The sequence below is a fragment of the uncultured Aquimarina sp. genome (assembly GCF_947495315.1).
In the GTDB taxonomy this organism is placed as follows: Bacteria; Bacteroidota; Bacteroidia; order Flavobacteriales; family Flavobacteriaceae; genus Aquimarina.
This window is the reverse complement of record NZ_CANLYD010000013.1, coordinates 157,715-172,395: the sequence shown is the minus strand read 5'-3', so window position 1 is coordinate 172,395 and position 14,681 is coordinate 157,715. Positions and strand designations below refer to the sequence as shown.

Genomic DNA, 14,681 nt, shown 5'->3' with positions numbered 1-14,681 from the left:
AAATTTTTGTATAATTTTTTTTCCTTTCTGTAAGCTATCGATTGCTTTTTGATAATTATTTAATAAGTATTGATGTATTCCAGAAGTTACTAAGATATATGAGTAGACTACCGAATCACCTGTTTTTATAGTTTTTTAATTCCTTTATCGATGGTTATTTCAGCAAGTTCTAGTTTTTTGGTATGTATATAAGAATCGGCAAGTGCAAATAACCCTCGGTTGTAATTGAGTCTATTTATATACTTAGGGTTTTGTTCTAGAAATTCTATATACTCCGCAAAAATAGTTTGTGCTTCTTCTCGATCACCAGATGTGTTTTTTAGTAGCCCAATATTGAATTTAGCAGAAAGATATAATCTATTGTTTCCACTTTTTTTAGCTGCTTCTGAGGCTTTTACATAAAATTCTAAAGCTTCTATATAATCCCCTAATTCAAATTTTATATTACCCTTATACAAATATCCCAGTGCTGGGTATCTAAAATAATTTTTCTTTTCTGTAAAAGCAATAATACTATCTATATAAGCTACCTTATCTTCAAGTTTAATTTCGGATAAGATAAAATATGCATTTGTTCTGTTTAATGTGTCGGATTTGCTGATAGCACGATCAAGATAAGTTTGAGCAATTTTTATTTTTAAAGAATCTACTTTCTCTTTAGTAACAAGTTCTTTTAATTCAATGTAATTATCCTGGGCAATCACTGCATGTTTTGATAGTGACAGGATAATTAAAAATATTGTTGCGAAACATTTCATCTTCATCGATAGAGGACTTTTTTAGGGTATATCTGTTTGCGATATATTACATTACGAATGTAAAGATTTAATAAGTATCAATAGAAATAATCTAAGGAATTTATAAGAGTTGATATTTATAAATTTCAACTCTTAATTTATAAATATCACTAATAATGGGTTGCATTGTACAATAGAACTGAGTTAGATTTGAGAAAGTGAACAATAAAAAGCAGATAACATGGATACTTATAATGTAGATGCAAATGATTCATATTTAGAGGGATTAGATATTGATATTAATGATCTCAAGAATGCATCCTTGAGTAATTTAGGTAGTTCTCTTACCGTACAAAAGCAAATAATTAAGCATACTCCAGATGGGATAATTATAGGGTTTTATATTCGATCAAAACATGCTAGTTTAGGGTTGACCAAAAAGGTTAATTCACTTTATAAAAATCCAATGCAGTTTCCTACATTTCAGGAAGAAGTTAAAATAGAGAAAAAAGAAAAGAAGCAGCCTTCTTACTTATTTGTTAAATGCGGCAATAAGTTGATTAAAGTAGCTATGGATACTATAATTTTTGCGCATACGGATTCTAAAAATTATTGTTCCATTATTACTTCGGACGGAAAAAAACTTTCTGTTCGTCATTCCATAACTAGTTTACTTAAAGCATTAAATCGTGATTTTTTTATTCAGACGCATCGGTCTTATATTATTAATTGGCATAGGATAGATTTATTTTATGAGCAGGATCAAACTATAGAGATCCAGAAGTATCATATTCCTGTGGGCAGAACATATAAGGAAGAATTATATAAAAGAATACGAGTGATATAAATTTGTTTAAAGATTCATCAAACTCGCAGAGAAGTTTGATGAATCCTCTTAACACACAAAACACAAATCTCTTCATCATTATAGGATACCTTAATTCCTTTTTCCATCGAATGACACCCTCAGAATTTCGCCATCTATTTCCAGGTCATCAAATGTCATATCTACTTCTATTGCTGATGAATATTCACCTTCTACAATTACCGAAGCGTATTCATCAAAATCATTTTTTCTTCCAAATTGTATGTTACGGATAGAAGGTACACCATTGCTAAAATCTAAACGATATGTTTTACATCCGGTTTTAACGATAGTACATATCCCTTTTCTGGTTTCGGTATCATAAGTTTTTAATTTTCCTTTATAAATTCCTACCACATTTTTTGGGAGCGTACTAATTTCACCAGAACCACAATCTATCAAGTTTCCATAGTTATGATTGTGATCAATAATACAACTTCCGTTATGAGTACTATCATTCGAATTTATAGAAATTCCCGTGTTTCCGGTTCCTAATGATATATTTCCATTTTCTATTTGAATTCCATTGTCTCCAGAACCAATTGATATAGTACCATTACTTGTTTGGATTCCAACATTTCCTGTTCCGATACTGGTTTGATCTTCATTAATTAAAATTCCTGTATTTCCGGTTTCTATTGTTGTGTCTTCAGAAGAATCTGTATCATCAGAATGATTACTCTCTATGCTTCCAGAGAAAGCAAGAGCTCCTATAGATGTAGCTCCAATGGATAAGTCCCCTTCTTCATCTAGACTAACAGCAAGTGTTTTCCCTTTGTAAATAATAGTAGAAGTATACGTGTCTCCATTCTTCATAAATTTTACACTTGTAATAGGAGAGATACCGTCACTAAAATAAAAGGCATACGTCCTATATCCTCTGGTTTTGATCGTACAGCTACCATTAGCATTTACTTTAGTTCTACTACCTGTACTGGTTAGTACACCTGTGTATTTGGTTATCAAGTAATCAGATAATTTGGAAGATACCTGTGCCGAAACAGAAGGAATCTGAAATCCCAACAAAAGGATACTAGTTAAAATTAAAAGCCTACTTATTTTTACAATTTGTGTTTTTTCCATGATTTATGTTTTAATACTACTAAACTATAGCATATTTGAATACGAAAACTCAGGCTGTGGAGTTTTGCAAGAGTTTTGTGTATGAATGAAGGAATAATGAGACCCTTTGTATTAAATAGCATATAAAATTAAAGCGGGCTTGTCCCGCTTTAATACATTGCTAACTGATGTTTTTTGATCGACAGGCAGGATATTTATTTTATAATTAATTTGACTCCTAAACCTGCATAGGGTGTAAATTCTCCAATTTCACTATTAACGTGATAGGTCTCATTTAATTTAATATTTATCGCCACTACCGGAGAAATAAAAAGATCAGCATCCAGACCTGCATATGCTCCATAAACTAAGGTATTTGTTTTGATATTAAGAATTTGATTGACAGCTATATTGGGGTCATCATTGTTGATCGTTTCATATCCTATAGTACCACCGGCTCCTAAGGATAGTGCAAAAGTTCTGGAATTATTTCTTAAAATATCAAAAAAGAAACCAGCATTAAAAGAATAGGTGTCTACAGGGATATCTATACTGTTTTGTTCGAAGGTAGCAAAACTAGCTTGTACATTAAATTGAAGGTAATCAAACTCATTCACCTTATAATCTCCCGTAATCATTCCGCCAAAACCATCTTGAACCACACCTCCAGTTAGAGAAAGTGCTATTTTATGACTTTGAGCAAACAATTCATTGGAGCATAAAAATAAAAGTACTAATGCTATCCAAGTATTGGATACTAGGTTTTTCGTTCGTATCAGATGATTCATTAATAATGCTTTTTGAGTTAAATTTTTGTTTTCAAAAATTAATAGAATATTCAAAAGACGAATTAAGTACTTATTTTAAAGTAAAATAGTTGTTTGAGGATTTTGGTGAGCATTTTATGGATCAATGTATTGTTTTTTGGGTTTTTTGTTTGCAAGCATGATGTTACTCAGCTTAGATATAAGTGTGAATTCGTTCTCCAAAAGATATTGTCAATAAAGGGATGTCAGTTACCTAGGATTAAATATATGTGCATTCATCCACAAAATATTGTCATTAGACCACTCGTGAAGTTGTATGATAAATTTTTCGGACATATTTGTAATATTAAGAGTAGTAATGTATAATTAAATATAAGATTATGAAGAGTTTATATTTGAGGGTTTTTATATTGTGTGTAGGTTTATTAGTTTCCTGTACTAAAGAAATAGATGAAGATCTTATTACCATTGTAATTGAGGATGATTTTGAGGATGTAAATAGTGTACTTTTAAAAATATTAGAAGATAACCCTAATAATACTTTGAATTGGGATGGTAATCCGGATAATATAGAGAATTGGGAAGGACTTATTATAGAAAACAATAAGCTAATTGGGTTAAATATTGAAAATAAAGGTATTACAATACTTACTCCAACAATCAATTTGTTAGACGATTTAGCAATATTAAAACTAAAAGATAATGGACTCACAAGTATTCCTAATGAGTTATTTGATTTAAAAAAGCTAGAACAATTATCATTATCCGGTAATAGTGCTATCATCGAATCGGATGACTTTTTACCAGGTTTGTTTTCTTTATCGAATTTAAAAGAACTTGTTTTAGATCAGTTTGGAATTGGAGAAATAGAAGGAATTGGAGTCTTGGCTAATTTAGAAAAGTTGTTCATAGAAAATACTACATTAGATAATATTCCTAGTGATATAGGTCAGCTTTCTTCATTAGTAGAATTAAGTTTCATCAATGGTAATTTTTTCGAGATTCCTGAAGGATTTTTTGCATTAAAGAATCTAGAATTGATTACACTAATGGATAACGCAAACCTTACTACTGTACCTGAAGGGTTTAATTCACTGGAGAAACTAATTTCACTGACAATTACAGGAAGTCAGGGCATACAGACTTTTAATAGAAGCATTTTTGGCGCTAGTACGCTTAAGAAATTAGATTTATCAGATAATAAAATAGGGTTTCTAACGAATGCAGATGGTGTGATGCCGGACGAAATCGGCATGCTGACTCAATTAACCGATCTAAATTTACAAAACAACCACATTAATACAATTAGTCCTAAGATAGGAGAGCTAATAAACCTTAAAGCGATTAATTTAAGTAATAATATGATTGCCGATATTCCTAAGGAGCTAGGAGCACTTACTATTTTAGATGTTTTAGATATATCCGGTAATCTACAGCTTAATGAAATCCCAGAGGAAGTATGTATTCTAGAAGATCTTGGCGCTATGATTATTAGTGAAGGAGAGTGTAGTGACTTGAGAGTAAGTTCTGAGTATGGTTTCAATACAACAGAAGTAGGCGTTAGTTCTTTATTTTTTATAGATGTTGTTTTAGATGCTGTTATAGATCCTGTTTTTATAGACGGAGATGGTCCATTTGATATAGATTTTGGAGAGATAGGTTTTCAGGTTCATGAAGTAAATATATCTGATGTCCTAAAAAGAGAAGATACACCAGATCAGGTGCTTGTTTTTGAAAGTGCTACACAACAATTCATCAATGGAACTAATAATTTGTCATATGAACTAATATCACCATCTGTTCCGAATAAAGACTTACCCGAAGGAAGGACATACCGTGTTCGATTATTTAATACAGAATTTAGTAACGTGAAAACGTATTTGCCAGCCTATGAACTTACGGTTATAGATTAATATTGGATATTTATTTTTATTAGTTGTATCATTTTATTTCATCAATCAATTAATAAAAAACCCTCATCTATTTTTATAAATAGATGAGGGTTTTAATCTGTTATTCTCCGTTAAAAAATAACCAACTATTTTCTTCTAGTTACATGGTCTATATGGACAAAAAAATGGCATATTAGTAACTACTCCGCAGTCACATCCATCATAACCACCATGAACAGTTTTCTGTACTTTTTTTCCGAGCACTTTAACTCCTTCTAAGTTTAAAATGTTTTTTTTCATTGTGTAAAAATTTTAATTATTATAACGTTTTGTGTTATCTTAAAACACATAGTCTACCGAATGGAGAACTAGGAACGGCAACACACTGATAATTATAACTAGCAGTAAGATCTTCACAATCCCTATTATTATGACACGGTAAGAGTAACCCTCCATTGATTGTTTTTTGTTGTTCTCTGGTTAAAGCTTTTCCTAAGTTTGATAATTTGTTAATCATAATGTAAAAAATTTAAGTTTATTTATTACGCGATGTAATAAGTATACTTAAGGTATTATTTAGAAATAAGATACTATGCGTATAGTGGGGCTTTGGTCTAAAATTGTGGATAAACAACAGATTGATGTGGATGTGCATAATAGGTTGCATAACTTAAATCTGTATTCTGAAATTTAGTGATGAAATGTTGAATACGAAAATTTACAATACCTCAAAGAAGCAATAGAATTTCTAATACATAAAATTAGTTAAATACTAAAAAAGCTATTATCACTAGAAGGTTTTGGTTTTTTCGAACTACTACTGGTGTTTTTAGGTTTTGATGGAGTAGGAGCGGTTGTTGATTTTTGATCTGTGCCAAGTTGTTCTCCCATGACTAAAGAAGGTTTATTATCTTTTTTAGGTTTTGTAGTTTTTCCTAGATGTAGAAGGTTGGTATGATTAGTTTTATCCTTAGTTGATTTAGGTTTAGCAGCTTTTTTAGTTACCGGTTTTACAGGAGCTTTAGCTGTACTAGGTTGTTGTTTTTCTTTTTTTAATTCTTCTGCCGATGTTTTAAACTGTTTAAGTGGAGAAGTAGAAGTTTTTGGCTTTTTTTTGGAAGTAACTCTGGGAACGTATTTGGTTCTAGGTTGTTCTTTGGGAATAGTTATATCTCCAAAGATTAGAGATGATTTGGAAGTTTTTTTAGATTTTGATACTGTACTTGTGCTTTTAGGAGTAACTACTTTTTTTGTAGGAGGTTCTTCTTCTCTTAAAAGGTATGCATCTTCTTCTTTAAATTCTAGAATTTCATCTAGAGTGAATTCTCCAACGGGTACTTCTGTAAACCCTGAGAAATTATCAAAACTTTCATTATCATTAACACGATTTATCAATACTAAAGATTCTGATTCATTAGCATATCTTTGTTGATGTATTTGATTAGTGACTACTGGATATTCTACCAGCCATTTTTGCTCGGCAACCCAAGTAAATCTTAGTACATTATTGTTGTTATTGATAATACTGATGAAAGAGTTAGAGTCAGGAGATAAATCTTTGAAATATGCTGTAACCTCATTCACATTGGAAATGATTCCGTCGAACTGCTTTTCTTTGATAATATCTTTTAGGTAGGTTTTCATTAATTTGTAAAATAATCTTGTAAAATTTTTTCTTGATCTGACTTGTCAGAACTTGATATTATTTCAATAAAAATTTTATGATCATCAATAACTAGTTTTTTATCAAACCTTAAATCTTTAAATGGATCAACATTTTTTTTCTTTTTATAACATAAAAACAATCTTTCATTCATTGAAGGAAACACTGCTAAGGACATTAGCTCATGATTATTGATTAGTTCAGATTTATTTAAAGGGATATTATCGATTACTACTTTATCAAAAAGTCCGCTAGGATGCTCATATTTCCCTTTTTTATATATACTTCTTTCAACAAGTAAACCGCCTGGTGTAGAGCCAAGTATAATAATTTCTTTCTCGAATTCGGTATTTTCAAAAACAACAACTTTTCTATTACCTGAGAATCCTTTAATCCAAAGTTTAACATCTTTATTAGAGGTTTTTGGATTAATATTTTTAACCTCAGAAATATTACTAAACTTAAGAAACTGATTAGTAACAGCATTTACAAATAGGGTGTCAATTTTATTTAAATCGACATTTTCCCAATTATTATCTAAGTTGAAAAGATTATAAAACTTTAAATAGGGCCTTTTAAGCATTTGAGCTAGAACAAAAACATTTTTTCTCGTTTCAATACTTATAACTTTATTTTCTTTCCAAGAAATCATTTTTCCTGACATATTTTATAATTTAAGAGGGTTTAGTCTTTTTACAATGTCTGTCTGCTGCTCTAGCATAAACATCTTTTTTCGGATTCCTCTCGCTAACAGGGTTATCTATATTGGCTACACCTTTTTTGCCATATTTATTAACATTAGTCTCGTAAATTTGTTGCTCTAAACCTTTAGCAGTATTTCTTCCTCTAACTCCTGAACCTTCATAAACGGATTCCGGTGGGATTCCACCAAAATTATTAAAATTTGCACTATATCTTCTACTTATAATTTGAGCAGAAGTTAGCCCTTCGGAAGAAGGTGCGCTTGCATAACCTACGTAAGGTTTCCCATTTTTAATACCTTCATAAGTTACATGATCACGACCTGAACCCGTTTTTATGTTATTAAGTCCAAATGGATCTACCCAACCGTTAGTATCATGGGTATATGCGTACATTGTTGGATTATTACCAGCCAATCGTATTGGATCCTGAGAAATATAAATACCTTCTTCAGGATTATAATATCGAAAACGATTATAATACAAATCGATTTCAGAATCTTCATATTGACCTTGAAAACGGAAAGGACAATCATTCAATGAACCTGTTACAAGGTTACGAATTTTTCCGTATATGTCATATTCTGCATGCCAGGTTTTTTCACCTTTACTGTTGTACATTTCTACAGGTGTGCCCAGATGATCTGTAATGATAGAGTAGGTGTCATCCTTAGTGATTTTTGCTGCAAGTTTAAAAGTACCATGGTCAAAGACCCAGGTAATTAAATTTTCTATAGGTTCTTCTTGATTTATAGATAACTGATCCGTTTCATTGATAATGCTTTGTGGACGATCTTTTAACTTATAGTTCCATTCGTGTAATGGTGTATTTCCATTCCAAACAAAACGAGTAATTAGATCTGGATTGTTCTCTGACTTTTTTGAAGGGCACTGCTTAATAACTTTAGCAGTTCTTCTTCCTAGTGCATCGTATTCTATTTCAACAATACTCCGATCCGGACGATAGATGCTTTTTAGTATTCCATTTGCTGCCCAATCATATTTCCAGATTCCTTTTGGAGATGATTTTTTAATTAGATTTCCTTCATCATCATATTCATACTTATTATTCCCTGAAGTCAATAATTGACCATTACGACCATACTCACGATCTTTTTTCTCTTTAGTGCGATATAGATTCCCTACTTCATCTGGTAATTTATAGTCGTATGATTTGTCTTCGTATTGTGCCCACGCAAGATTCTTGAAATCGTCATAATCAAAAGTGACAACTCCTTGAGAGAGATTATCTACAATTTTTCTTAATTTATGATTGACATCCCAGGAATATGTTCTTCGTCTGGTTTGAACCTCTTGTTTTTTGATTACTTGTTGCTTGTGTCTTCCAGCATGATCATAACTCCAGCTTGCCTTTATACCTCCTGGTAAGGAACGCTCTGTTTCCATACCCAAGCTATTGTACTTAAAATTAGCTTTCCAGATGTTATTATGCTGATTTTTAGCTTTTACCGATGAGATTTCTCCCAGATCTGTGTACTTAAGATCTATAGAAGCACCTAAGCTACTTTTTATTTTTGATTGCTGCCCTTCATCATTATAATCATAAGATATTGTATGACCATCCTGATCCTCGGATAAAACTCTTCCTGCTTCATCACGATTAATTTTCACGTGGCTATTTGGGTTTACAGCTTGGATTAACAATCCATCTTTATTATAATCAAATGTAGCCCAAGAATTATCGTGATATTCTACCCTTGATACACGACCCCCTTTATCATATTCATAGATACTGAATTTATCATTGGATTTTTCCTCTTTAATTACCTTTCCAGCCTTATCCCTTATGAAACCTCTAGAAATATAATCAAAACCTTCCTCTTTGATGATATTACCCATTGCATCCCTAGTAAAATTATAAGCTTCTTTATGCTCATTGATTACTCCAATAAGTTGTTCTTCTTTATTATACCTAAACAAAACTTTTCGACCGTCTTGTTTTCTGGACTTCAAATTCCCTTGAGAGGTGTATTCGTATGTAAGAATTCTTTCATTATCAATTGCTTTTCTAACTCTTCCATAACTGTCATATTCTAGTTGTATCGCGTTTTTATCAGGTAGTCTAATTGTAGATACATTACCTAAAGGATCATAAGAAAATAATTGTTGATGCTTTGCAGGGTTAATAGTTTTGATACATTGACCCCAAGCATTATATTCCCAAAAAGATTCTTCTCCGTTTGGAGAAACCATGCGATTTAGGTTATGGTCTTCATCATAAAAAAGATGTGTTGTGTTTTCATTGGCATCCGCGATTTTAGAAACCAAACCAGACTCATTATATTCAAAAGTTTGCATGGTTTGGTCTGGATACATAATAGTATCCAACTTATTATTTTTAAAATATCTAGAAAGTATACCTCCTTCTGGTGATGTTTGTAAAAGTAAATGCCCTTCATCATCATAAGCAAATTCTACATTGGCTCCATCGGGGTACCGTATAGATGTTTCATTTCCAAAATCATCATATTTATATTGTGTTTGTAGTCCTTCTTGATCCGTTGTTTTTATTAGTTCGCCAAATTCATTATACTCTTTGGTTGTAATACCGCCTAACGGATCAACAATTTTTACAGGTATGTTATTTTCGTGGTAATAGGTCGTTTTGTGTCCGTAAGAATCCCATACATAATTGTATTTATCGTGATATTCGAAACTGTAGTCCAAAGTTCCTCCTTCCAACCAGGTACGAGTACATCTAGCTCCAGTGTTGTAAGATTCGTATTCCCAAAAACAAGTGGCTCCTTCACGATGTGTTTTAGAAATCATCAAATGGTTTTTATAGACTGCTATTACAGATTTTCCTGTAGCATCTGTAATTTTGGTAAGATCTCCAACCTTATTATATTCATAGGTAACTAATGTTCGCTCTTCTGATTGATGATGCTGAGTGATTTTTATGATTTTGTTGTCATCATTATGATGAATTTTGATAAGCCTTCCAGCAGTGTCTACAATTTCTTTTAAATTATTACCTTGATAGTTAAATTGAACACTTGTATGCTCATCTTTTATGATTCTAGAAAGTTTATAGCTTCCTGAATAATTGGTTAATACATACGTAAGTTGTTCTTCGTAATCAAACAAATGATAGTTGGAGGAATCAACATATGTAAGCTTAAGCTTCTCTGCTCTATTAAATTCTGATTTGTTTTTTTCGTTTACCAAAGAGAAAAAAGCAAGTCTACCATCTCCAAGTGTAAGTAATATATCCTCTGATCTAGTTGTAAGGTGAATATCATAATTATAATGAACACCATGGCCTAATGAACCTTTGTATGCAGAATCAGAATACCAAATTCTTTTCCAGTGTATTGGAATAGTTCCTGGAATCTCAAAATCAACATAATCGTAGATGTTTACTCCGGTAACTACATCTACGGGATCACCTTTACAAATGCTATTTTTGTTTGTTTTCTGTGAGCCTTCTTGAGAATTTTTAGGATCATTTGCCTTATCATTGGTAGTGTCTCCTTGTGTTTTTGTAGAAGGGACTGGAGCAGGTGTCTTAGTATATGTGCTAGGATGGGCTCCTTCATTAAACGATTTTAAAACTCCTTTAATTTCAGCAATTTTGTTCTTATAAGTTTTAGCCGAATTCATGATCTCCTTAATTTTCCCCATATAAGGAAGTTTACTATATATGTTTCCAGTAAGATGATCCAATAATTCTCCCTTAGCTCCCTGAACTACTGATTTCAAATTCAATTCTTTCATAAAATCTTTATTGAAGATTTTACTACCCATTTTTATAACTTTTTTAAGAGGAAAAATTGTTTTTACTACACCTTTTCCAGCAGCTTTTCCTGCAACTTGGTCATCTCCTGATTGCAAGTCTCTTCCTATTTCTTTATAATCTTTAACATATTGATCCTTAGCTTCTTTAGGCAAGTTTTTCACTCTTTCCCAAAGGGCATCATCCTGAATCTGATTAAGCACCAATCTTTCTTCAAGCCTATCTGGATCATAAGCTTGTAAAGCTATCAGATAAACAGGATCCCTATGCATATAAAACATTCCTATGTCATCTAAAGATGTAGCAATCCCCTTTGAAAGTTTATAAGCCCCTACTACGGGGTCAATTATTCCTTCTTTTACTGCTCCTTCGACATAACCAACACCTGCCCCTAAAGAACCTTGCAAAGAATATTCAGGCATCCCTGCTTCAAGTTCTTCCTCGAGTTCCGCCGTTACCGTTGGATCTGGATTCTCACTTTTATGATCTAACACAATAGCTTCCGCTCTTAATCTATTAGCATCTTCTATAGCTTCTTCAATAGAAGCTTCATCTGCTCTTTCAATTTCATGACCTTCATCGATTCGATTTGTACCTGCATCTATATAATCTTGAGTTTGTTGTTTTTCCTCCTCAGTCTTTTTATTAGCAGCGGCTATTAAGTCGTCTTTTATATCCTTTCCTTCTTCGAGATCCCTCCATGAAGAGTCATCAGTACTCGAATCTGTTGTTTGCATAGCTTCTGATTCTGCTCCGCCACCTCCTAATTGGTTTGAGGTAGGACTAGATGAAGAACCTTCTCCTTCATTGCTAGTTGGATTATTTTTAGCAAAATCTTGAGCATCTTTAGAAACGTTGGCTTCTTCAAGATCTATCTCAACAAGCCCAATAAAAGTTACATTTGCAATACAAGTATTTTGACTGGAACCCAGTAGAAAATTATTCCCACCATTTTTCACGTTTATAGCAACAGTATTAGGCAACCACTCTTGTAATAGCGGTAAGCATTTTTTAGAAGCATTAGTTGGACAAGAACACACATCAAAAGGGGTAATTTCTTTATCCGCTGTTGTGGCCCAGATTTCGTCATGTAATTTGGTTGTACTGGGTCTACTTATGTTAATCTTAGCCGTTTCTCCTTTACCAAAACTACATTTAACTTTCTGTCCATTTGGAACAAATTTTCTAGCCATTTTTAATAAGTATTATGGGTATCAATTAATATTACATTCTGGAGATTCTACAGAACATTTGCTCCTACCGATAACTTTGGTAACACCTCCAATAATCCCTACTGCAAGTGCTCCTAAAGTAAGTCCTGCCGTTGCTTGTATATTTGCCATAACAGAGGCAGTAATAGAAACATGCTTACCAGTTATCCTTACGGATTTACCACTTAATGAAGCTGTAGATTTTGCTTTTGCTCTTAAACTACTCCCTGCGTTTAATGAAATGCTAGATGACGCACTAGCACTAAAATTACTACCCGCACTAGCATTAATATTACTCCCAGCATTCATTGTTAGATTGTTACTGGCTTCAATAGCTATATCCGTAGAGGAGAAGGTGATCTTATTAGGTGCGTTGATCGTAATTTCTCCGTTACCACCCATCACAATGGTATTCCCACTGGGATCTGCTATGGTTACACTACCATCAGCGTCATTAAGTGTTACTTGATTCCCACTTCGGGTTTTGATCGCTTTTAAGTGATTGTTACCACTCTTAAAACTTTCAGGCACAGAAGAAGCATTGGTTACACTCCCTTTTACAATCGGTGTTTCTGCATTGCCTCCTTCGTGATCAACAATAACTTCATCTCCTTTTTCTGGCACAAAATACATTCCTTGTCCTGGACCTCCTGCAAGACTGGCTTGTCTAATCCATGGCGAAGTTTCTCCTGTTTCTTTTTGCCAAGCGTATTGTATTTTTACACGTCCCATTCCCTCAGGATCAGCATTGTCTACTACCACTGCGGTTTGGGATTTACCCTTGGGAAATGCTTTAATAGAAGTTTTAGGATAAGCATCAGTTTCTGCGGTAACGGCTTCAAAAGTGTTTTCATATCTGCCATTTTCAGTGCAACTGTGCTTTATTTTTGTGATTCTATAACCACCATAGGATGAGGTTTCTCCGTCTATTACTATAGTACTGCCTACTGTAATACTTGGATTGCTACTTTTCCCTGTTACTTTTACCTGATTAACTTCATTAGCTTGTTTTTGATGTAATATCTGATCATCGATCCTTGATTTCATTTGAGGATCATCATGAGCACTTACAAAAACTTGTGTTTCTTTCCGAAATAGTTTGTCGCTTTTTTGACTAATAGTGGATATAAATCCTTTTGTGTTAGAACTTAATTCTTTGGTCTTTACTTCGTGAAAACCATCTGTTAGATAATCATTAGTGAAATATTTGAAATTATTCGGAATAGCTTCTAGTTTCATGGATAATTCAAGAAGATCGTATCCATAACGCAATTTTACAGAATCTTTATTCTCTGGTTTTCCAAACACCAATTCGGTACCATTATAATAAAACCATTCCCCATATTGTGCGGCTAGTCTACTAGCATATTGGAATGCACTTTCTTCTTGTTGTACACTATAATGAATGGGAGTTGCTTTTTTTGGAGAAATATTGTATTGTAAAATTCCTCTATCGTACCCTGAGAAGGTTTTCTCTAAAATTTCTGATATTCCAATATCTTGATGAGAAGTATAATGAGGTCCGTCATCGGCAATAATGCTACAACTTTTACCTATGATATGAACAAGGTCACCAGTTTTTTGATAAAATCCCTTAACGGTATTTACTGTAGTTACAATCCCTTTAAATTCTAATATTTCATCATCGGAAAAACCATTAACTGATTGAATTTTTAATAAAAAAATAGCTCCTAAAAAATTAGCGCTTTCTCCGGTAATATTATCCGTGACAGTTTCTAACACATCTTTTCTGCAGGTTAACTCAAAACTATGATGCGCATCAATTTCCTGATGTAACGATAGATTTTGGAATGCCGGAATTCGTTCTCCGTCTATAAATATTTGTACTTGTGTATCTGTTGCCATAGTATTTTTGTATTGACATAGAGAATATTCTATTTGCTCCATTAAATTAATATTAAGCAGTATTCTAAACTAAGAGATGAGGACGAATGGTAGTTATCTAAGGATGTTTGTAGCGGATTTTGTGGTCTTAAATAAATAAAAACTTAAATAACTAGCTTAT

The 14,681-nt window shown here is 32.7% G+C and carries 10 protein-coding genes; 2 read left to right on the top strand and 8 right to left on the bottom strand.

All coding sequences use genetic code 11. From position 1 onward, the window contains the following. Window positions 1-125 precede the first annotated feature (125 nt). The gene (locus tag Q0910_RS20650; protein ID WP_299220785.1) at window positions 126-764 is read right to left on the bottom strand and encodes a tetratricopeptide repeat protein; all 639 of its coding nucleotides are present in this window, start codon (window positions 762-764) and stop codon (window positions 126-128) included. A 214-nt stretch (window positions 765-978) separates the two neighbouring features. On the opposite strand from Q0910_RS20650, the gene Q0910_RS20645 reads away from it, so the two are divergent. Beyond that, on the top strand, window positions 979-1,584 hold the full coding sequence (locus tag Q0910_RS20645; protein ID WP_299220782.1) for a LytTR family DNA-binding domain-containing protein: 606 nt from the start codon (window positions 979-981) through the stop codon (window positions 1,582-1,584). A 90-nt stretch (window positions 1,585-1,674) separates the two neighbouring features. Here the strand turns inward: Q0910_RS20645 and Q0910_RS20640 are convergent, their stop codons facing one another. After that, window positions 1,675-2,685: a hypothetical protein gene (locus tag Q0910_RS20640; RefSeq protein WP_299220780.1), complete on the bottom strand. Its 1,011-nt coding sequence runs from the start codon at window positions 2,683-2,685 to the stop codon at window positions 1,675-1,677. Window positions 2,686-2,879: 194 nt separating this feature from the next. Further along, window positions 2,880-3,452 carry a conjugal transfer protein TraO gene (locus tag Q0910_RS20635; protein ID WP_299220777.1) on the bottom strand — a complete coding sequence of 191 codons (573 nt, stop codon included), beginning with the start codon at window positions 3,450-3,452 and terminating at the stop codon, window positions 2,880-2,882. A gap of 359 nt (window positions 3,453-3,811) precedes the next feature. On the opposite strand from Q0910_RS20635, the gene Q0910_RS20630 reads away from it, so the two are divergent. Continuing rightward, window positions 3,812-5,344, top strand: coding sequence for a hypothetical protein (locus Q0910_RS20630; protein ID WP_299220774.1), 1,533 nt, complete (start codon window positions 3,812-3,814; stop codon window positions 5,342-5,344). A gap of 313 nt (window positions 5,345-5,657) precedes the next feature. Here Q0910_RS20630 and Q0910_RS20625 read toward each other — a convergent pair whose 3' ends face one another. The 5 genes from Q0910_RS20625 to Q0910_RS20605 form a co-directional block, all read right to left on the bottom strand. Next, window positions 5,658-5,840 carry a hypothetical protein gene (locus Q0910_RS20625; RefSeq protein ID WP_118456640.1) on the bottom strand — a complete coding sequence of 61 codons (183 nt, stop codon included), beginning with the start codon at window positions 5,838-5,840 and terminating at the stop codon, window positions 5,658-5,660. Between the two features lie 248 nt (window positions 5,841-6,088). Continuing rightward, window positions 6,089-6,967, bottom strand: a complete 879-nt coding sequence (locus Q0910_RS20620) for a hypothetical protein (protein WP_299220771.1) — start codon at window positions 6,965-6,967, stop codon at window positions 6,089-6,091. Further along, on the bottom strand, window positions 6,967-7,650 hold the full coding sequence (locus Q0910_RS20615; protein WP_299220767.1) for a hypothetical protein: 684 nt from the start codon (window positions 7,648-7,650) through the stop codon (window positions 6,967-6,969). The genes Q0910_RS20620 and Q0910_RS20615 overlap by 1 nt, the downstream gene beginning before the upstream one ends. 10 nt (window positions 7,651-7,660) lie before the next feature. Beyond that, entirely contained in the window at window positions 7,661-12,637 is a 4,977-nt protein-coding gene (locus tag Q0910_RS20610) for a DUF6531 domain-containing protein (protein WP_299220764.1), read from the bottom strand. Between the two features lie 21 nt (window positions 12,638-12,658). After that, window positions 12,659-14,563 carry a phage baseplate assembly protein V gene (locus Q0910_RS20605; RefSeq protein WP_299220762.1) on the bottom strand — a complete coding sequence of 635 codons (1,905 nt, stop codon included), beginning with the start codon at window positions 14,561-14,563 and terminating at the stop codon, window positions 12,659-12,661. Window positions 14,564-14,681: the final 118 nt, after the last annotated feature.

Bases quoted from the DNA above. Each gene is read 5' to 3' on its own strand.
- Q0910_RS20650 (WP_299220785.1), bottom strand. From the start codon at position 764: ATGAAGATGAAATGTTTCGCAACAATATTTTTAATTATCCTGTCACTA.
- Q0910_RS20645 (WP_299220782.1), top strand. From the start codon at position 979: ATGGATACTTATAATGTAGATGCAAATGATTCATATTTAGAGGGATTA.
- Q0910_RS20640 (WP_299220780.1), bottom strand. From the start codon at position 2,685: ATGGAAAAAACACAAATTGTAAAAATAAGTAGGCTTTTAATTTTAACT.
- Q0910_RS20635 (WP_299220777.1), bottom strand. From the start codon at position 3,452: ATGAATCATCTGATACGAACGAAAAACCTAGTATCCAATACTTGGATA.
- Q0910_RS20630 (WP_299220774.1), top strand. From the start codon at position 3,812: ATGAAGAGTTTATATTTGAGGGTTTTTATATTGTGTGTAGGTTTATTA.
- Q0910_RS20625 (WP_118456640.1), bottom strand. From the start codon at position 5,840: ATGATTAACAAATTATCAAACTTAGGAAAAGCTTTAACCAGAGAACAA.
- Q0910_RS20620 (WP_299220771.1), bottom strand. From the start codon at position 6,967: ATGAAAACCTACCTAAAAGATATTATCAAAGAAAAGCAGTTCGACGGA.
- Q0910_RS20615 (WP_299220767.1), bottom strand. From the start codon at position 7,650: ATGTCAGGAAAAATGATTTCTTGGAAAGAAAATAAAGTTATAAGTATT.
- Q0910_RS20610 (WP_299220764.1), bottom strand. From the start codon at position 12,637: ATGGCTAGAAAATTTGTTCCAAATGGACAGAAAGTTAAATGTAGTTTT.
- Q0910_RS20605 (WP_299220762.1), bottom strand. From the start codon at position 14,563: ATGGAGCAAATAGAATATTCTCTATGTCAATACAAAAATACTATGGCA.